This is a genomic window from Pseudochrobactrum asaccharolyticum (assembly GCF_003314995.1).
Classification (GTDB): domain Bacteria; phylum Pseudomonadota; class Alphaproteobacteria; order Rhizobiales; family Rhizobiaceae; genus Pseudochrobactrum; species Pseudochrobactrum asaccharolyticum.
Genome location: NZ_QNRH01000008.1, coordinates 83,659 through 102,655, shown reverse-complemented (window position 1 = coordinate 102,655; position 18,997 = coordinate 83,659). Strand labels below are relative to the sequence as shown.

The following is an 18,997-nucleotide window of genomic DNA, read 5'->3' as shown; positions in this document are numbered from 1 at the left end:
TATGTCATTTCTTAAAATCGCCAATCTGCGTAAATCCTACGGTGCCACAGAAATCCTCAAAGATATTAATCTGGAGATTGAAGAAGGCGGCTTTCTGGTACTGGTCGGGCCGTCCGGTTGCGGTAAGTCTACTCTGCTTAGCACCATTGCCGGACTTGAGCCGATTACCTCCGGTGACATCACCATTAACGGACAATCCGTGTCGGACTTGCCACCTTCAAAACGTGATATTGCAATGGTGTTTCAGTCCTATGCGCTTTATCCGAATATGACAGTTGCGGGTAATATTGCCTTTGGTATGGAGGTACGCGGTGTGCCCAAGCCGGAGCGCGAAAAGGCTATTCGTGAAGTGGCGGACATTCTTCAGATCGGGCACTTGCTGGATCGCAAGCCAAGTCAGCTCTCTGGCGGTCAGCGTCAGCGTGTGGCAATGGGGCGTGCGCTGGTTCGTAATCCGCAGGTGTTTCTTTTTGATGAGCCGTTGTCCAATCTGGATGCTAAACTGCGTGTGGATATGCGTACCGAGATTAAGCGGCTGCATCAGCGGATGAAAACCACCATCGTTTATGTGACCCATGATCAGATTGAAGCGATGACGCTAGCCACGAAAATTGCTGTCCTCAAAGACGGGATATTACAGCAGTTCGGGACACCGGCAGAGATTTACAACAAGCCGGTGAATATGTTTGTCGCTGATTTTATGGGTTCACCGGCGATGAATTTGCTGACCGGTACGGTTGAAAATGGCGGTGATGGCTTGCAGGTTGCATTAGAGCGGCCAGATGCGGCTCCGCTGAAATTGCCGGTTGTGAGCGCGAATGGCGAGCTTGCTGCTTATAAGGGCAGACAGGTGGTGTTCGGTATCCGGCCGGAGGCTCTGACCGACCCGGATGGTACAGATCGTAATGCGGGCATGATCGCAGAAGGCGATTGCCATATTGAGGTGGTGGAGCCTGCCGGTTCTGATACTTTTGCTGTGACCAAGCTGGGTGGCAAAGAGGTTGTGGCACGGTTGCGGGCGGACGCGCATATTCAGGCCGGTCAAACAGCACGGCTGGCCTTCAATCTTGATAAAGCCGTATATTTTGATCCGCAAACCCAGCAAAGGATCGTCTGATTTCGTATCTAATCAGATTATAAAACTGCCGAAGGATTCAATTTCTACCAGATCAGCAAAACTATAATTATGCTGATCTGGTTCACTATGCTCTGTTGACTTTATTGCTGGTGCGGCTTGTGAGTATTATATTGTTTACAATTATTGTTGAATTACGTCTGAATAGTTCTGTCAGAAGTTGACCCTTTGCCATAATCATCTATTTTCTCAATAGAATCTTAATGACGGCAAGGGGACGTGCCTGCTATGCGCTTTACTGCACTTTTTACCACTTCGGCTGTATTCAGTCTGGCTATGCTGTGCACCGCAATGGCGGCAGATGTTTCTCAGCCGAGTTATAAAGCGGACAGTGAATGGAAAATCATTGTCAGCCCATATGTATGGGGTGCTTCACTTAAAGGTAAAGCGGCCATTGGTGGCCGCAAAACAGATGTGAATGTTCCGTTTTCCGAGATTTTTGACAATCTTGATCTGGCTGCTATGGGCACTATCGAGCTTATCAAAGGACCTTTGGGTTTCTTCATTGACGGTCAGTATGTCGCCACCACACAGGATGAAGATATTCTGGCCAATGAGCTGGCGCTGAATATCAAAACCACGACCATTTCCGGTGGTGCGTTTTACCGTGTTTACGAGCGTGAGCTTGGCGGTGTGACTGTTTTCAACGAAGCGCAAACGTTTACGGTTGAGCCGATGCTCGGCGTGCGCTGGACAAAGATCAAGGCGGATCTTTCTGTCGGTCCTTTCAGTGTGAGCAGAAAAGCCGAATGGACAGATCCGTTTGTCGGTGTTCGTCTGAAAACTGATCTGAATGAGCGTTGGAACCTTGCCGGTGAGGCAGATATCGGTGGTTTTGGCGCCGGATCAAAACTGAGTTATAATGCGCAGGCCTATCTGGGCTATCGTACATTCCTTTTTGACCGCCCGACCAATTTACGTGTCGGCTACCGTGTATTGTCTCAGGATTTTAAAGGTCCTGAGCTCTTAGGCCATACTTTCAAATGGGATGTCGTGCAGCACGGGCCGGTTGTCGGTCTGTCGATGCGGTTCTAACCAACGAGGTCTGACTGATGTTTTTTCAGCGTAAATCCGTTCGTTCTGTTCTTGTGGCCAAGACAGTTGCCTTATCCTTATTCGCTTCGCCATTGATCGCGGAAGCCTGCACCCGTGTTGTCTATCAGGGTGCTAATAATGACGTGATCACTGCGCGTTCGATGGACTGGAAAGTCGATGTTGCGACCAATCTCTGGGTGTTCCCGAAGGGCATGGAACGTAATGGTGAAGCCGGTGAAAATTCGATCAAGTGGACATCAAAATATGGCAGCGTGATTGCGTCCGGTTACGATATTGCAACGACTGATGGCATGAACGAAGAGGGACTTTCAGCCAGCGTTTTGTGGCTGGTTGAGTCTGACTATCCGGAATTCAACAAAGATAAACCGGGGCTGACCATCGCCGCATGGGCGCAATATGTGTTGGATAATTATGCCACGGTTGAAGAGGCTGTTACGGCGCTGAAAGACGAGCCATTCACCATCGTGACCGATAAGGTGCCGGGTGAGAGCCGTTTGGCAACGCTGCATCTGTCGATCTCGGATGCAAGCGGTGACAGTGCGATCATCGAATATATTGATGGCAAGCAGGTTATTCACCATAGTCGTGAATATCAGGTCATGACTAACTCACCAACTTTCGACCAGCAGTTGGCGCTGAACAGCTACTGGCAGCAAATCGGCGGTACAGTGATGTTGCCGGGCACCAACCGCGCTGCAGATCGCTTTGCGCGCGCTTCCTTCTATATCAATGCAATTCCGAAGCATGAGAATACGGATATCGCTTTGGCGAGCGTGTTCGGCGTTATTCGTAACGTGTCAGTGCCTTTTGGTATTACCACACCGGATCAACCAAATATTTCTTCTACCCGCTGGAGAACTGTCGCTGATCAGAAACGTAAACTCTATTTCTTTGAATCTGCGTTGACACCCAATACATTCTGGGTTGATCTGAAAGGGCTGGATTTCTCGGCTGAAACCGGAAAAGTGAAAAAGCTGGATCTTGGTGAAAACCAGACCAATATTTTCTCCGGTAAGGTCAATGAGGAGTTTAAAGAATCCAAGCCGTTCCAATTCTTAGGGCTTGAAACAGCCCAATAAGGGCAGATTAAGAGCGCCGTGTGCCAGACTTGGTATACGATGCTCTAATACTCTCAATGATCAAAGGCCGCTGCAAAGTGGCCTTTTTTATGCGGCATCGGTGTTGTTGCAGCTATTGGTTTTGCTGACCAAGCCTTCCTGATTGACGACAATCTGATTGCGGCCGTTGGCTTTGGCCTGATAGAGACTCTGATCAGCCATACGCATCAGTTGTGATGTGGTATAAGTGGGTGCGGAAAGTGTAAGCCCGATACTTATGCTAAGCGGATAATCCTGTCCCTCCACAGGGTGAAACTCTATGCTCTCAACTGCGTAGCGTAATTGCTCAGCGATTTTGAGCGCGGGTTTGATCTCAGTATCGGGCAGAAAGACTGCAAATTCCTCACCGCCGATGCGGCCGATAATATCGTTCTGGCGTAATGGCATACGCAATGCATCGACAATTGCGGTGAGTGCTTTGTCACCGGCCTGATGGCCATAAACATCATTAATGTTTTTAAAATTATCCGCATCAATTACCAGCAAGGCAGATTGCCTGCTGGTTTTATTCAGTTGTTTGATCATGTCCAAAAAAGCATTCCGGTTGAGCAGGCCGGTCATGCTGTCGGTATCAGCACGTATTTGTAAAAGACGATTGGCCTCTGTCAGATCATCCGTTGTTTTTTTCAGTTTTGCATTCTGAATGAAAATATAGACGCTGATCGGAAAGCCGGTCAGCACAGGCATAATCGAGTTCATCAGGAATACAAAAGCAGTAAAAGGCTGGCCGGAGGCAAGGCGGATGCTGAATGAGAATATCTGGCTCAATGCAACCACTAAGGCCGTTACGAGCGTTGCTTTCAGAAGAATTTGAACCATATCAGCCCCCGCAGATCATTACGCAAGGTGGTCATAGGTCTCTTCGGTTTGAGCCACTACAAAGATTGCAAGTTATACGGCAAGTTTTCTAACGAAGGTTTGCAAATTGCGAGCATCAATCCATTGATATATTTTAGCTATTTTGAATGTTCTTGTGTTTTGAAACGAATTTCATCTATAAATTTTGGCGCAGATTTTCAGCCTCAAGAGAACGGATATTCCGGCTATGACAGATTTTTCAATCAGACCTGTTTCTTCATCTCCGGCACAATTGACTATGTTATCTAATCTGTTGGTTGAAACCGTGGCCAGCGGTGGCTCTGTCAGTTTTATGCATCCTTTAGAGCTTGCAGATGCCGAAGTTTTTTGGCGTGGTGTGCTGGATTCTGCCGCTCAGGGCGAGCGCATTCTTCTGGGAGCCTATGACGGGGACAGGCTGGCAGGTACTGTTAGTTTGGTCTTGGTACAGACGCCTAATCAACCGCATCGAGCTGAAATCAGTAAGCTGATGACATCTGTAGATTATCGCGGGCAGGGCGTAGCAACATTGCTGATGCAGGCGGCTGAAGCGCTGGCACGAGATCATAAACGGACACATCTGATGCTGGATACTGCCAGTGACAGCAATGCTGTGTCACTTTATGAAAAACTGGGTTTTCAGCGTGCCGGTGAAATTCCGGATTTTGCCCTTAATCCTTTTGGCGAACTGACCGGCACTATCATCTTTTGGAAGAATCTCAATTAATCAGGCTGTTAATGTTCTTCGATGGTGACCACTACATACTCCGCATGAATATCCACGCGGATCAGCGGTGTCCCGTTCAGGATGCTTTCAATATCGTTATCTGAGATGGAGCCGCGACTCAGCATTTTTTCCAGACGGGCGCGATTGGCTTTGTCATTGAAGAAGGTGTCATACTCATCTTCCGGATCGAGTTTTCCGAATACATAGAAATTGGCGCGATCCTGACGGATGATTGTTGCTGCTGAAATCAGAGCATCACCGGATGAATTATAGTGATCCTGTTTGCTGAGTCGCGCTCTGTATGAATCAATTGGCTGCGCCAGCGCACCGGAACTGAAAGCTGCTAAAGCAGCAGACAAAATGACTGTCCGCACTATATTTGTCCCCCAAGAAAAGTCCTGTTATTTTTATAAAACAATTTTCTTCGAAAAGGAAAAAAATCAGCGTTTCGTTTATTTTTTGTTTTACCGAATAACAATTTGTTATTTTAAATACATAAACGCACGGCATAAGTTAGCAACGCATAAATTATTTGCTCGTTTATTGATAACCGTAAAGAGAGATACTTCTATGAAGATTAAAACACTGGTTGCCGTTTCCGCTTCTGCACTGCTGATGACTGTAGCTGCTGCTTCTGCTTGCACTCAGGAAGAGCTGACTAAGAAGGTAACCGATGTAACCACTGCTATTCAGGAAGCGGTTATGAAAGACCCGAGCAAAGCCCAGGAAATTATGGCAAAAGCTCAGGAAATGCAGACCAAATATCAGGGCACAACTGATATGGCTGAAGCTTGCAAAGCTTATGATGAACTGCAGGAATACCTCAAGAAATAAGTGTTGAGTATGCTCTGATCAGGCCGGTTCTCTTGCTTTTTCTGTCTCGAATAGGTCCCGATTCAGAAAGTTTCAGAGCAAAAAAATCAAAAAAACGGGGAAGACTTTGCGGTCTTCCCCGTTTTTTGTTTTAAAGCGGTTTCAGTTAAAATCGAAACCTTAGAACCGCTTCACACATTTCGGTATGTGCTCTAGATGCTGCGATTAGCCGTGTTTTTTAGGCAGGCGTGGCAGCAGGATCGTCAGAATGCCAAGCAATGGCAGGAACGAACAGAGCCAATAGACATATTCAATGCCTTTCGTATCGGCATAGTCACCGAGCAATGCTGCACCAATACCGCCGGCGCCAAAAGCAAAGCCGAAGAACATACCGGCAATCATGCCGACGCGCCCCGGCACCAGTTCCTGAGCAAAAACCACAATTGCGGAGAATGCTGAGGAGAAGATGATACCAATGACAACGGCCAGAATGCAGGTCCAGAACAGATTGGCGTAGGGCATCATCAGGGCAAACGGAATAACACCGAGGATCGAGAACCAGATCACGAAGCGTGCGCCCATTCTGTCGCCGATCGGGCCGCCGAGGAAGACACCGGCTGCGGATGCGCCGAGGAACAGGAACAGGATCAACTGAGCGTTCTGAACACTGACAGCAAACTTTTCAATCACATAGAATGTGAAATAGCTGGACAGGCTGGCCATATAAACATTCTTGGTGGTGGTAAGCAGCACGAGGATGGCAATCGCAAACAGAACACGCCCCTGTGGCAACGGCAAAGTGCGGTCTGCAGCAGGTTTGTTTTTATTCTGGCGCTGTTTTTCAGCATACCAGCGGCTGACGCGGGTGAGAGCGATGAAGCCAAAAACCGCGATGATTGCCAGCCATGCCACGCTCGACTGACCATTCGGCAGAATGATAAAGGCTGCAAGCAGGGGGCCGAGTGCGGAGCCGAAATTGCCGCCAACCTGAAACAGTGACTGTGCAAAGCCGTGACGGCCGCCCGAGGCGATGCGGGCAACGCGGGATGCTTCCGGATGGAAGATCGCCGAGCCCAGACCAATGAGGCTGGAGCCGATCAGCAGCACTGTATAACTGTCCGCATTGGCGAGCAGAATAAGACCGGTAAAGGTGCTGACACTGGAGAGCGGTAGCGAATAAGGCATAGGCCAGCGGTCTGTGATAATTCCGATCACCGGCTGCAGCAGCGAAGCGGTAATCTGAAATGTCATGGTCAGGAGGCCGATCTGGCGGAAATCCAGATTATAATTGGTCTTGATAAGCGGATAAATTGCAGACAGCAGCGACTGCATAATATCGTTAAACATGTGGCAAAAAGCGACGACCACAATCAGTGATACTGCTGTGGTTTCGGCTATTTTAGGTGACGGGCTGGTCACGGTAGTCATTGCAAGTGCTCCGGATATGTTATGCCATCGCAAGAGTGCGCTGCGTCTGACGATTACTGACTTTACGCAATATTACTTGTATCGGGGTATGATGTTTTCATGCCGCTGTCGGATGGCGATAAAGGCGAAACAATATTGCGCATCCGGCAGTTGTGCCGGTTTCTGAATTATCCCTGACTGGCAGCATTCTGCTTAGTCTGCTTTTCTCTGGCCTGCTTTCGTGCTAAGGACGTAAGGTTTTTTGACTGGGCCAAAACATGCAATTTAATAGTCCGAATGATATAAATGCTCTGATTGAGCAGGGTTTCGATCTGGTGGAACACGCTGCCGATCCGGTTGTTGCCCTGCGCAGGCAGTATCCGGGCGGCTTGCTGATACCGTTACACCGGCACTCCCGTACCCAGTTTTTATATGCGCGTTCCGGTGTTGCATTGGTGGCGACAGAGCGCGGACGCTGGATGATCCCGCCGGATCATGCCTTGCTGATCCCGCGTGGTATTGAGCATCGTGTTGAGATGTTCTCCGGTGTGGAGATGCAGTCGGTCTATATGCGCGATTATGAGCATGGTGATTATCCGTGCGTGCTGTCCGTGAATGAGCTGACGCGAAGCTTGCTGGCCGAAGTGGTGAAGCTACAAAAACCTGACAAGAATGATGAGCGCAGTGGCTTATTGTTTGACCTGCTGATGCATGAAATTACACGGTTGCCTGTCCGTGAACTGGGATTGCCGTTTCCGGAAAAGCCGTCTTTGGCCGTTTTATGTAAGGAGTTTCTGAAAGCGCCTGATCCTGCTGCCAGCATTGATAATTGGGCGCAGCGGCTGAGTATGAGCCGCCGGTCGTTTACAAGGCTGTTTCGTGCGCAGACCGGCGTGAGCTTTGTGATGTGGCGCCAGCAAGCCTGTATTTTCGCATCGCTGCCGAAACTGGCCTCCGGCGAGTCGATTACATCCGTTGCTTTTGATACCGGCTATGAGAGTGCCGCAGCCTTTACAACAATGTTTAAACGCATGCTGGGAGCCTCTCCACGCGATTATATGCGTCAGCAAGCAGGTAATGCGGAATAGAGCATAATTCCTTAAACTTGGATCAGTTTAAGAAGAAATTATGCTCTGATTTTAAAGTGTTAGAGCGACCTTTGTGTGCCAAGTATGGCACACGGCGCTCTAGGACTGTAGCCATTCGTCTGGAGGCGGATTTATTCTGCTGTAAAATATTGAATTAATGTAAAATAGAGTGCAAAACCATCTGAGGGTGACATCATACAGACAATAGCAGCACGCTCAGAGGGGGCAAAATGCATTACTTATTTGGTATTCCGCCGATTTTAATGTTTTTGCTTTTTACTATTTGCGGAGTTGTCTTTTACATTGTCGGACTGGTGTTTCTGAAAATCTTCGGCAAGCAGGCATCCAAAGATATTCTCTCGCTGCCGATTGGCGCTTTCATCGGCACAATTGCGACAGCATGGGCTCTGGCTCTCGGCTTTGTCGCTGCTGATACCTGGGCGGTGAACAGTCGTGCGGATCAGGCCGCGAGTGAAGAACGCTCATCGATTACCCGTTTGATTGGTATGGCGCGGCCGGAAGCGCTGAATGATCCTCTGCTTTTGAAAGCTCTGACGACATACCGCGTCTCCGTAATTACGGATGAATGGCACAAGGGCTATAATAACCAGCCTGCACGCGCTGTTGAAGAATCCCTGCAAAATATCCGTATCGCTATGATTGCATTATCTCGCACGGATATCTCGGGCGCGCTGATGTCCCAGATGGTGCAGGATTTTGATGAAATGCAGGACGCACGCAATAAGCGTCTGGCATTGGGGTCCAGCTCCGTCAATCATTACAAGTGGTATTTGGTTTTCTTCCTTACGCTTCTGTCTCTGGTTGTTATTGCGGCTGTTCATGCAGACAGGCCAAAAGCAGGCCGTAAGGCTCTGGGCATTTATATTGTGACTGCCGTTATGAGTATGTGGATTTTAGCCATTCATGCCAGCCCCTACAGGGGAGCTGGCCGTATCGAGCCGAGTGTGCTTTTTACCAGTCAGAAAGGCACGCAAAGCCTACCGGAAGCTTTTTACAAGAAAGATCCGAGTTGATCTATGCACTGGTGTGGCGGTGTTTCGTATGGCTAATTAATTGCGGTAAAGTGCGGCTGTAAAGATTACGAAACTGCTCGATCGTTTGTGCTTCCGGAACATCCATGATTTGATTGGCTTCCGTTTCCATTTGCGGTTTTTCCTGATCTTTCAGGCGCAGGCTGACAATGGTTTTGCCTAGTTTGGATGCCTCAATACACAGACGGGCATCTTCCTTGCTGATGCCGGCAGATGTGAAGGAGTTAATAATACTCCCCATGATGCTGCCTGTCGCTGCACCTATAATCATGCCTATAGCAGCAGATACGATCCAGTCTGAATTTAAAACGGATGCAAATATCGGAGCGCTGATCAGATTAAGACCAATGAGTAGTCCTGTCGCACCACCAACTATGGCACCCATACCGGCACCGTTGACAATACTGTCGCAGGTAGAGGTGTCATCTACGGCATATTTACGACTTACAATGATAATATCAGAGTGAGGAAATCCTGCAGCTTCAAGATTATGCACGACTTGTTTTGCAGGGCCGTATTGATCATAAATCCTTGAAATAATTTTCATTTTATTTCTCCCAAGCTGTTTGATATTACCTTTCAAGCGTAAATGCGAATAATTATGCAGTTATTTATTTGATTTCACTGCCGTCAATTTTACCAGTTGTAATATAGAATGGTATCACAATATTTTTTTTATTTAAGGCTTTAATTGTCGCGGCTTAAATGATCCGGATTTATAAAATTTGTTTGCTGTTTTGTTGCGCATTTATCTTCACACCAAGCAATATGCCCGATAGAATGATAGTCACTTCAATATGAAGTTAAATGATGTTTGGGCTCCGGCTTCATAGAAGATATGTCAATTTACGGAGCAGGGATGGCACGATGTATAAGCATATTCTAATCGCTACGGACGGATCGGATCTGGCACAAAAAGGTCTGGATCAGGGGCTGGAACTCGCGGCCAAACTCGGCAGTAAAGTTACGATTCTGACCGTAACTGAGCCTTTTCCGATGATGGCGACAGCCAGCAGTGCAGGCTGGATTGCCAACCCAAAAGATATCGAAATCTATAATGAAAATCAGGCCAGTCAGGCGCAATCTGTTCTCAAGGCCGCTGCTGAAACGGCTGCAAAACACGGCGTTAAGGCCGAGCTGAAACATATCGATGATCGCTGGCCGGCTGAAGCAATCACGGAATTCAGCGAAAAGAGCGACGTTGATCTGATCGTTATGACCTCGCATGGTCGCCGTGGTATCGGCCGTTTGCTGCTGGGCAGTCAGACAAGCGAAGTGCTGACACATACCAAAACTGCCATTCTGGTTGTGCGTTAAAATCTGAGAGCTTGACCTCTTGGGCGCACAAAACTCGCTCTAACATTTTATGCTGTGACAGCCTTGAATTGGTTAGATTTTTGCCATCTGGCATTGAAAACGGCCGCAGAATGAGTTCTGCGGCCGTTTCGTGAGTAACTACTCCTTTGATGCTTTCAGCACATAGTTGGTATCCGGTGAAATGATAAAGTCTTTCACCTTATTGGATACGACTGCCACTTCATTCAACTGATAAAGCATGGTGAACGGGCTGGTGTCGCGGAATTCTTTCTGAATGTTGAGATATTCCTGCGCACGTTTGTCAGCGTCTTTTTCCATCACTGCCGCCAGAGTTTTCTGGGTCAGTTCCGGAATTTCCCATGAGTTGCGCCATGCACTGGTTTTGGAAACCGCATTATCGGAATTGTCGAGATTGGTCACAAAAGTATCGGCATTGGTATGCGGATCCCAGTAATCAATACCCCACTGGCCGATGTAAATATCATGCTTACGCGCACGATATTTGGTTAGTGTCTGCTTGCCGTCGCCCGGAATAATCTCAAGTTTGATATTCGCTTTGGCAAAGGTTTGCTGAATGGATTCCGCAATGCCGGTGACCGGCTGGGTGTTACGTACATCCATGGTAATGGTGAAACCGTCTTTCAGACCGGCTTTTTCCAGCAGTTCCTTGGCTTTCTCAACATTGAGGCTGAACGGGTTTTCATCTGTCGAGCCAAGCATACCGGCTGGCAGGAAGTTCTGGTGAATTGTCCCGATGCCTTTGATCAGTGTGGACTGAATAGCATCGTAATCGACCAGATATTTAACCGCCTGACGCACTTCCGGCTTGGAGAGTGTGTCGTGCTGCTGATTGAGGCTGAAATAATAGATCGTGCCTTTCGGCGCACTGGCGGTGTGGAAGCGGCCATCTTTGGAGATGGCTTCAAGATCGCCAGGCTCAAGATTACGGGCAATGTCGATATCACCGGCATCGAGCATGATGCGCTGCGATGCACTCTCTTTTACGTAACGGTAGATGATGCGTTTGAGCGGTGGTTTCTCACCATCATAATTCTCGTTACGCTCCATCATGATGATTTCATTCGGACGCCAGTCTTTGATTTCAAAGGCGCCGGAACCTGCATAATTGCGTTTCAGCCATTCATGGCCAAAATCATTATCGGCTTTGGAATCTGCTGTCGGCGTTACCGGCTTGGCGTGTTCTTTGAGCAGTTTACTGTCAACAACGGAACCAACAGTTGCGGTCAGACAGTTATAAACAAAGCTTGGTGCGAAGGCTTTTTCCGAGGTGAAAATCAGCGTGTCATCGTCTTTGGCAAAGACTTTTTCATCCACATTGTCTTTGGTCAGGCCGAACTGGCTGAGAATGAAAACAGGGCTCTGGTCGAGCTTGACGGCACGTTGCAGTGAATAGGCGGCATCATGCGCAGTGATCGGGTTACCGGAGGCGAATTTCTGACCCTTGCGGATTTTAAAGGTGAAAGTCTTGCCGTCTTCGGAAACATCCCAGCTTTCAGCAATATCAGCGACCAGCTTGGACGGGTCTTTGTAATCTGTACGCAGCAGGCGGCCATAGCTGTTTGCCAGAATTTCCGCGGTTGTAATTTCGAAAGATTCTGCCGGATCCAGCGAAATCACATCATCGGTTGCCATGGCGATCACCAGTGTATCGGCTGGTGTGGCGGCATTGGCAGCGCTGAGCAAAACTGAACCGGTGAGCGCTGTGCTGAAAGCCAGTGCCATTGTCAGTTTGCCGAGATTGGTTTTGCGGATGGATGGTATAAAATTCATGCTTATTTTCCCCTCATTCATACGGCCGTGTTTTTTGTTTTGGGCCGGCTTAAGGGGATAGCCTAAAGTAACAATTTGAAAGATCAAACGATATTTGAATAATTTTATTGCTTTTCAGAATAAGATAAACCCCGCCTGCATTTCTGCAGACGGGGGTTATTTTTCTTGCACTTTTACTGATCAGATAACCAGATGTGTCACAAATTTTGTGGTCAGATAGGCGTTGATTGCCTCTGAACCGCCTTCGGTGCCGTAGCCGGAATCCTTGATGCCGCCGAAAGGAACTTCCGGCAAAGCAAGGCCGAGATGGTTGATGGTTGTCATACCGGCCTCAATACGCATACCCAGCTCACGGGCATTTTCCGCTGAACGGGTAAAGGCGTAGGATGCCAAGCCGAATGGCAGGCGGTTAGCCTCATCAATCACTTCATCCAGTGTCTTGAAGGAGGAGAACACTGCCACAGGGCCGAATGGTTCTTCATTCATGATACGTGCGGTTTTCGGTGCATCGGCGAGGACAGTCGGTTCAAAGAAGTTACCGACATTGCCGATACGGCGGCCACCGGTCATCAGGCGCGCGCCATTGTCCACTGCATCCTGAATCAGAGATTCGAGGGCAGGGATACGGCGTTCATTGGCCAGCGGGCCCATCTGCACGCCTTCGTCAAAACCATTGCCGACTTTGATGGCTTTGGCTTTTTCCGTGAAGGACTGCACAACTTGCTCATAGACATTTTCCTGCACGAGGAAGCGGGTCGGCGAAACGCAAACCTGTCCAGCATTGCGGAATTTGGACATCGCCAATGTTTTAACGGCGCCTTCCACATCGGCATCATCAAAGATGATCGCCGGTGCGTGACCGCCGAGTTCCATGGTCGACAATTTCATATGCTGGCTCGCAAGACCGGCCAGCATTTTGCCGATTGGGGTGGAACCGGTGAACGAGATTTTGCGGATAACCGGATGCGGGATCAGATATTCGGAGATTTCTGACGGCACGCCATAGACCAGATTGACCACACCGGCAGGAATACCGGCATCAACAAAAACGCGGATCAGCTCTGCAGGCGAGGCCGGTGTTTCTTCCGGTGCCTTGACGATGATCGAACAACCGGCAGCAATGGCCGCAGACAATTTGCGCACCACCTGATTGATCGGGAAGTTCCATGGTGTGAAGGCGGCGACTGGGCCGACAGGTAGTTTGAATGCCATCTGCGATACACCGGCAGCACGTGCCGGAATGATCTGGCCGTAGGTGCGGCGGGATTCTTCGGCAAACCATTCAATAATATCGGCGCCAGCGAGGATTTCGCCTTTGGCTTCTGCCACCGGCTTGCCCTGCTCAAGGGTCAGGATTGGTGCAATGGCATCTGCGCGCTCACGCAGCAGGTTTGCCGCACGGCGCATCAGTTTGGAACGGTCGAATGGCGAGCTTGCGCTCCAGATTTTGAAACCTTTGGCAGCAGCATCCAGCGCTGCGTCAAGATCAACTTTTTCCGCATGGGCAACCTTGCCGATAACTTCACCGGTTGCCGGATTGAGCACATCAATTGTGCGTCCGTTCTGCGCATTGCGCCATTCGCCGTTGATCAGGAGCTGGGTATCTGGATAGCGCGGTGCAGTCTGAGACATATTTCCTCCGGTATATATGCTTGAGAGCAGCAAATAATATGCCGCAATGTAATTCTGTAGAGCTCACTATAGAAGGTGTGGCCTATGGTTTGGCAAGAGCGGGTTGGTAAAATTATAAGGCTGAGACGCTTTGTCAGAGGTGGTTTTGAAAATAAAAAAGGCGGGAGAAATCCCGCCTTTTAAATTCTTCGCTCTGATTAACGCAGACGACCCGATGCGTGTGCCAGCATGGTGTAGACTTTGCCGGTGTCTGATGTGAGGTAGGTCTGAGTGACCATATTATCACGATCATTGCGGGCAACATCTTCCAGCAGACGCTGGAAATCATCCATGTAGCGGTCTACTGCACGACGGAAGTCACCATCCATCTGGTACTTGCTTTTGATTTCTTCAAAAGTCTGCTGACCTTTCAGCGTATAGAGGCGACGGGTGAACACATTGCGCTCGCCGCGACGGTAGCGATCCCAAAGCTCAACCGATGCTTCATGATCAATTGCGCGGGCAATATCAACCGACAGCGAGTTCAGGCTGTCAACAACATGGGCTGCCGAGCGCTGTGGTGTCACATTGCTCTGGCTGCGTGGTGCTGAAGCTTTTGTATCTTCGTCAGCAGAGGCGCGTGCCAGCAGATTGGATACCCAGCCACCGCGCGGGCTTTCCTGTGGAGCAGGTGCCTGTACCGGAGCAGATACTGTGTAGCTCTGTGGCTGCGGCGCCGGTGCAGCAGTTTGTGTAACAGCCGGTGCGACATAGGCCTGAGCCGGTGCTGCGGCTGCAACAGTCTGTTTGGCAACGGTACGGTCTGCACGGCTGTCACCCACATCCATCAGACGACCGGATTTGTTGACGATCGAAGCCAGTTCTTTCAGTGCGTTGATCTGTTCGGAAACAGCTTTACGCATTGCAGTGGTGGATTCTTTGGCTTCCGCAGGCATATCGAGTACGCCGCGCTTCAGCTCACCACGGGTTGCATCCAGTTCACCACGGATTTCCGCAGCCGAGCGACGGATATCATCTGTTGCCGATGCGAATTTCTGTGTTGCCTGATCCACAACTTCAGAGATGGCTGCGCGCAGTTGTTCGGTAGAGTTGCGTGTGCGGCCTTCTGTACGTTCCAGAGCAGAGGTGACGAGGTTTTCAAAGCCCTGCATCACTTTCTCAATATTTTCCGACTTGTCGATCAGACCGGCCGACAGGCGTTCCAGCGCATCATGACGATCAGCCAATGTATCATTAAGGCCATTCTGAGCCGAATTGATGAGGTCAGACGCACGGGACAGAACTGCACTGTGATCTTCAAAGCGCTTGGCGATATCTGCGATCTGCGACAGCGTATTGCCGGACAGGGAGCGCAGAGCACCGATATTGTTGTCGATAACAACGCTGGAGCTGGAGAAGATCTGTGCGGCACGATTGGTGCTGTCAGCAAAGTTCGTTGTCGATTCAACCAGACGGGTATCAATATCGTTGAGGTTGAGGGTCGCTTTGTCGATCAGCTGGCCGAGTTCTGCATTCGAGCTTGCCAGGCGATCAATCAGACCGCCAACGCCCTGAGACAGGTTTGATTTGGCTTCCTGAACCGCAGAAATGGTTTCAGCAGTGCGGCTTGCCAGTGCATTGACCAGAGCCGCATTTTCCGAACGCAGACGGTCGGTTGCCGCATGGGTTGCCTGTTCAAGCTGGCTTGCAAGACCCTGACCGCTATCGGCAAGGCGCTGTACCAGAGGCTCGGCAGTGTCGGCGAGAATGCGGGTGATTTCCTGCGAGCGGGCTGCGAGAACCGAATTCAGCTCACGGGTGCGTTCTTCCAGCGTTGCAGAAGTATTCTGCGTTGCATCGGAAATGCGCGACTCAATAACACCGAGTTCACCGGTGATACGGGAACCGATTTCACCAAGACCCATCGCAATCGCATCAGCGCGCTCAGTCAGGCGTGCTTCAGTGCCGGAGAGGTTTTCCAGAACGCGGGCGCTGAATGCTTCAGAATGCGCACCCAGCACATCGCTGGCATGGGATGCAGTCTGTGCGATACGGCTTTCGATGCCGCTGAGATCACCGGTGAGACGGTTGCTCACATCGCTGATGCCGGAAGCAATCGCTTCCGCACGCTCCGTCAGGCGGCTTTCTGTGCCGGAGAGATTTTCCAGAACACGGGCGCTGAACGCTTCAGAATGTGCACCAAGCACATCGCTGGTGCGTGTCGCTGTTTCTGCGATACGGCTTTCGATACCGCTGAGTTCGCCGGTGAGGCGGGTTTCAATGGCTTCAAGACCGGAAGCAATCTGGCTGGCGCGTTCACCAAGGCGGGCTTCTGTACCGGCCAGATTTTCAATCAGGCGGTCGTTGAAGTTCTCACCAAAGCCATGCAGTGCGTTACCGGCTTTTGCCGCTTCTGCACTGAGCGAGCCTGCAGCTTCTGTAATTTTTTCGCGGAGCGTACCGGCAACCACTGTCGCGCTGTGCTCAAGCGATTTACGGACATTGTCCACGCCCATGCTCAGAGCGCGTTCCATGGTGGAGGTACGTTCTTCGATAATACCGGTCTGGTTGTCGAAAGTGCTCTGCAATGTGCCGGTTGCGTTGGCAACGGCATCCTGAAGGGCAACTGTGCGCTGTACCAGTGTTTCACCATGCTGGCGCAGATTGGCATCCAGAGATTCCTGTCCGCTCTGCATAGCAGCCTGCAATTGCGAAGCGCGATCACCGACAGTGTTGATATGTTCGTTCAGCAGAGAGCTGACGGCAGAGCTGTTCTGCTGCAAGCTGTTTGCAAACTGCTGATTACGTTCATCCAGCGTGCGGGTGTAATCGGCGTGCTGCTGATCGAACGAGGATTTGAGTGCGGATGCACGACCTTCAAAACGGCCTTCTTCTTCAGTGAAGATCGTGTTGAGCTGTGCATTATGTGCAGCCATGGCTTCACGCATATCATTGGTGCGCTGTTCCAGAATGGCTGCATGCTGATTGGTTGTCTGATCCAGATGCGCTGCATTACCTGCGATTGCACGTTCAATATCCGCACCGCGCTCGGTGATGGTTTGGCTGTGCTGCTGCATAGCCGCGGCAATACGCTCGGATTCACCGGAGAGGGTGGTTGACAGTGCTTCGCGGCTGTCGGCGATCTGCGAGATAAACTGACCGGCGCGGTCGTTCAGCAGACCGGCAACAGAGTCTGTAATGCCGGAAAGTTCGCCATTGAGCTTGTCTTTGGTTTCATCAACAACAGTGCTGATCGAGGAGCGCACACCGGAGAAGGTTTCAGCAATCTCACGGGTACGGGCGATCAGGTTTTCATTGATCTGACGCGAACGGACTTCCAGAGCGGCATTGAGTTTCTCAGTGCTGCTGTCGATCGCCTGCGCACGGCCTTCAAATTCTGTGAGCAACGAATGACCGCGCGCAGCCAGTGTTGCGTTGAGATCTGCCAGACGCTGATCGAATTCGGTGACCATATTCATGGTCGCATCGCCGAGCAGCGAAGCAATGTTGGATGTACGGGCATCCAGAGCTTCGGTGAGTGTCTCGGTGAGACCGCGTGAGCGTTCTTCCAGCGTTGCGATACGTGTGTCGAGAATTTCAACAAAATCGCCGCCCGAAGAGCTGATGCGGGTGGAAATATCGGTGCTGCGGGTATCAATCGCTTCAGAAATGGCCGCGCCGCTTTCATTCAGGCGGCTGATCATGGTCTCACCTGCATGGGACAGGGAGGAGGTCAGCTCGCTGGAAACGGTGAGAACATTATCACGGATGATATCGCTGGCCGAAGACAGTTCGGTTTTCAGATGCTCATGCGCACCGGAGATGGACGAACGGACACGTTCCGCATGGCTGATCACAGCTTCACGTTCATTGCCAAGTTCAGCAATCAGGGCGCGGATACGAACTTCATTGTCGCTGTAGGCGCGTTCAAGCTGATGAACTTCGGTCTGTACCAGAGTTTCCAGTTCAACTGCACGGGCGAGTGTGCGCTCGATGCCTTCGTTCATCGCCGCTACTTCACGACGCACTGCCTGCCCAAGTGTGGAAACACGGTCACCGGCGGCAGCTTCAGGTGAAGCAAGACGCAGGGCAGCGGCGGTCATCTGACGGGCAGCAGATTGCAGTTCCTGTGCGCGGCGCACCATCTGGGCAAAACCCCAGAACATGACGACCGGCACTGCAATACCGGCTGCAACACCAATACCTGCCGGTGTGGTGAAGAAGTCTTTGATTGCGGAGAATGAAGTGAGACCCTGCGGGCTCAGCGCATGGGCGAGGGTAAGACCACCCGCTGTCCAGAGTGCGCTGATCGCTGTGGTTGTCCAGAAGACACTGGATGAACGGCCATTAGTGCGACGCAGCAACAAATTATCGTTGCGCAGATCATCATTGGCCGGAGTTAATGGTGCAGCAGGCGCTGCTGTTGCCTGCGGGGCAGCAGGACGGGAAACAGTAAATTCTGCAGCCGGAGCTGTTTCAGGCAACAGATCCAGTTCATCAAAAGAGATGGTGCTGTCTGATTTTGTTGTATTGGCTGTTGGCACTTCAGGCTGATTGGCTGCCTGCAATACAGTCACGCTGCCCGGGGTGGAGGCAGATGGTGTTGCGGCAGAGGCTGTAACAACCGGAGGTGCGGCAGGCGTAACTGGTGTGGCAGGCACATCAGCTTTTTTAGCTTTCTCAGCTTTTGGCTCTGCTGCAGTCTTGGCTTCTGTTTTAGCGCTGGCTGCGGCGGCAATAGCTGCACCAGTAGCGGCAGCTGCAACAGGTGCAGTTGTGTTTTGTTCCAGTGCCAGTTCTTCAGCGGCTCGCGAAATCTGACTTTCCAGATCATCAAGCGAGAATTCCACCTCAGGAGCGTCAAAATTCAAATCCAGCTCAAAGTCGTCGCTGAAATCCAGATCCAGCCCGTCAGTGAGGGCTTGTTCCATATCAAGCTCAAGCTTTTGCGCTTTTGTATTTTGTGCCATAGCCGTTTTACCCCGTACTCATACATTTACGTAAAAGCCATGTCCGCACTGCTGCCTTCTGAATTGAAAGGCAGT

General features: G+C 50.5%; 15 protein-coding genes. 8 read left to right on the top strand and 7 right to left on the bottom strand.

Annotation, left to right across the window (positions count from 1 at the left end):
• Nucleotide 1 precedes the first annotated feature (1 nt).
• The 3 genes from DFR47_RS17360 to DFR47_RS17350 all read left to right on the top strand — a co-directional run bounded on the left by DFR47_RS17360 (nucleotide 2) and on the right by DFR47_RS17350 (nucleotide 3,270).
• Complete coding sequence (locus tag DFR47_RS17360) at nucleotides 2–1,117, top strand: ABC transporter ATP-binding protein (RefSeq protein WP_113945693.1); 1,116 nt, start codon at nucleotides 2–4, stop codon at nucleotides 1,115–1,117.
• A 246-nt stretch (nucleotides 1,118–1,363) separates the two neighbouring features.
• Nucleotides 1,364–2,170 (top strand): porin family protein, encoded by an 807-nt coding sequence (locus tag DFR47_RS17355; protein ID WP_113945692.1) that lies wholly within the window; start codon nucleotides 1,364–1,366, stop codon nucleotides 2,168–2,170.
• A 17-nt stretch (nucleotides 2,171–2,187) separates the two neighbouring features.
• Nucleotides 2,188–3,270, top strand: coding sequence for a linear amide C-N hydrolase (locus DFR47_RS17350; RefSeq protein WP_113945691.1), 1,083 nt, complete (start codon nucleotides 2,188–2,190; stop codon nucleotides 3,268–3,270).
• An 87-nt stretch (nucleotides 3,271–3,357) separates the two neighbouring features.
• Here the strand turns inward: DFR47_RS17350 and DFR47_RS17345 are convergent, their stop codons facing one another.
• A complete protein-coding gene (locus tag DFR47_RS17345) occupies nucleotides 3,358–4,128 on the bottom strand; it encodes a GGDEF domain-containing protein (RefSeq protein ID WP_113945690.1) in 771 nt (256 codons plus the stop codon).
• A 226-nt stretch (nucleotides 4,129–4,354) separates the two neighbouring features.
• Here DFR47_RS17345 and DFR47_RS17340 point away from each other — a divergent pair, with 226 nt between their 5' ends.
• Nucleotides 4,355–4,873, top strand: coding sequence for a GNAT family N-acetyltransferase (locus tag DFR47_RS17340; RefSeq protein WP_113945688.1), 519 nt, complete (start codon nucleotides 4,355–4,357; stop codon nucleotides 4,871–4,873).
• 8 nt (nucleotides 4,874–4,881) lie between these two features.
• Here DFR47_RS17340 and DFR47_RS17335 read toward each other — a convergent pair whose 3' ends face one another.
• Nucleotides 4,882–5,232, bottom strand: coding sequence for a hypothetical protein (locus DFR47_RS17335; protein WP_113945687.1), 351 nt, complete (start codon nucleotides 5,230–5,232; stop codon nucleotides 4,882–4,884).
• 1 nt (nucleotide 5,233) lies between these two features.
• On the opposite strand from DFR47_RS17335, the gene DFR47_RS22130 reads away from it, so the two are divergent.
• Nucleotides 5,234–5,707: a hypothetical protein gene (locus DFR47_RS22130; RefSeq protein WP_245416622.1), complete on the top strand. Its 474-nt coding sequence runs from the start codon at nucleotides 5,234–5,236 to the stop codon at nucleotides 5,705–5,707.
• A 204-nt stretch (nucleotides 5,708–5,911) separates the two neighbouring features.
• On the opposite strand, the gene DFR47_RS17325 is transcribed toward DFR47_RS22130, so the two are convergent.
• Nucleotides 5,912–7,114 (bottom strand): MFS transporter, encoded by a 1,203-nt coding sequence (locus tag DFR47_RS17325; RefSeq protein WP_113945684.1) that lies wholly within the window; start codon nucleotides 7,112–7,114, stop codon nucleotides 5,912–5,914.
• A 257-nt stretch (nucleotides 7,115–7,371) separates the two neighbouring features.
• On the opposite strand from DFR47_RS17325, the gene DFR47_RS17320 reads away from it, so the two are divergent.
• Nucleotides 7,372–8,181, top strand: a complete 810-nt coding sequence (locus DFR47_RS17320) for an AraC family transcriptional regulator (RefSeq protein ID WP_113945683.1) — start codon at nucleotides 7,372–7,374, stop codon at nucleotides 8,179–8,181.
• A gap of 230 nt (nucleotides 8,182–8,411) precedes the next feature.
• Nucleotides 8,412–9,215, top strand: coding sequence for a bestrophin-like domain (locus tag DFR47_RS17315; protein WP_113945681.1), 804 nt, complete (start codon nucleotides 8,412–8,414; stop codon nucleotides 9,213–9,215).
• Nucleotide 9,216: 1 nt separating this feature from the next.
• Here DFR47_RS17315 and DFR47_RS17310 read toward each other — a convergent pair whose 3' ends face one another.
• Entirely contained in the window at nucleotides 9,217–9,780 is a 564-nt protein-coding gene (locus DFR47_RS17310; protein ID WP_113945679.1) for a hypothetical protein, read from the bottom strand.
• Between the two features lie 320 nt (nucleotides 9,781–10,100).
• Between DFR47_RS17310 and DFR47_RS17305 the strand changes: the two genes are divergently transcribed.
• Nucleotides 10,101–10,550, top strand: coding sequence for a universal stress protein (locus DFR47_RS17305; protein WP_113945677.1), 450 nt, complete (start codon nucleotides 10,101–10,103; stop codon nucleotides 10,548–10,550).
• Nucleotides 10,551–10,688: 138 nt separating this feature from the next.
• On the opposite strand, the gene DFR47_RS17300 is transcribed toward DFR47_RS17305, so the two are convergent.
• The 3 genes from DFR47_RS17300 to DFR47_RS17290 all read right to left on the bottom strand — a co-directional run bounded on the left by DFR47_RS17300 (nucleotide 10,689) and on the right by DFR47_RS17290 (nucleotide 18,922).
• A complete protein-coding gene (locus tag DFR47_RS17300) occupies nucleotides 10,689–12,341 on the bottom strand; it encodes an ABC transporter substrate-binding protein (RefSeq protein ID WP_374788318.1) in 1,653 nt (550 codons plus the stop codon).
• Nucleotides 12,342–12,521: 180 nt separating this feature from the next.
• Entirely contained in the window at nucleotides 12,522–13,973 is a 1,452-nt protein-coding gene (locus tag DFR47_RS17295; protein ID WP_113945675.1) for an NAD-dependent succinate-semialdehyde dehydrogenase, read from the bottom strand.
• Nucleotides 13,974–14,170: 197 nt separating this feature from the next.
• Nucleotides 14,171–18,922 (bottom strand): apolipoprotein A-IV repeat region-like domain-containing protein, encoded by a 4,752-nt coding sequence (locus tag DFR47_RS17290; RefSeq protein ID WP_113945674.1) that lies wholly within the window; start codon nucleotides 18,920–18,922, stop codon nucleotides 14,171–14,173.
• Nucleotides 18,923–18,997: the final 75 nt, after the last annotated feature.

Coding starts and splice junctions, on each gene's coding strand:
- DFR47_RS17360 (WP_113945693.1), top strand. CDS start 2: ATGTCATTTCTTAAAATCGCCAATCTGCGTAAATCCTACGGTGCCACA.
- DFR47_RS17355 (WP_113945692.1), top strand. CDS start 1,364: ATGCGCTTTACTGCACTTTTTACCACTTCGGCTGTATTCAGTCTGGCT.
- DFR47_RS17350 (WP_113945691.1), top strand. CDS start 2,188: ATGTTTTTTCAGCGTAAATCCGTTCGTTCTGTTCTTGTGGCCAAGACA.
- DFR47_RS17345 (WP_113945690.1), bottom strand. CDS start 4,128: ATGGTTCAAATTCTTCTGAAAGCAACGCTCGTAACGGCCTTAGTGGTT.
- DFR47_RS17340 (WP_113945688.1), top strand. CDS start 4,355: ATGACAGATTTTTCAATCAGACCTGTTTCTTCATCTCCGGCACAATTG.
- DFR47_RS22130 (WP_245416622.1), top strand. CDS start 5,234: ATGACTGTCCGCACTATATTTGTCCCCCAAGAAAAGTCCTGTTATTTT.
- DFR47_RS17325 (WP_113945684.1), bottom strand. CDS start 7,114: ATGACTACCGTGACCAGCCCGTCACCTAAAATAGCCGAAACCACAGCA.
- DFR47_RS17320 (WP_113945683.1), top strand. CDS start 7,372: ATGCAATTTAATAGTCCGAATGATATAAATGCTCTGATTGAGCAGGGT.
- DFR47_RS17315 (WP_113945681.1), top strand. CDS start 8,412: ATGCATTACTTATTTGGTATTCCGCCGATTTTAATGTTTTTGCTTTTT.
- DFR47_RS17310 (WP_113945679.1), bottom strand. CDS start 9,780: ATGAAAATTATTTCAAGGATTTATGATCAATACGGCCCTGCAAAACAA.
- DFR47_RS17305 (WP_113945677.1), top strand. CDS start 10,101: ATGTATAAGCATATTCTAATCGCTACGGACGGATCGGATCTGGCACAA.
- DFR47_RS17300 (WP_374788318.1), bottom strand. CDS start 12,341: ATGAATTTTATACCATCCATCCGCAAAACCAATCTCGGCAAACTGACA.
- DFR47_RS17295 (WP_113945675.1), bottom strand. CDS start 13,973: ATGTCTCAGACTGCACCGCGCTATCCAGATACCCAGCTCCTGATCAAC.
- DFR47_RS17290 (WP_113945674.1), bottom strand. CDS start 18,922: ATGGCACAAAATACAAAAGCGCAAAAGCTTGAGCTTGATATGGAACAA.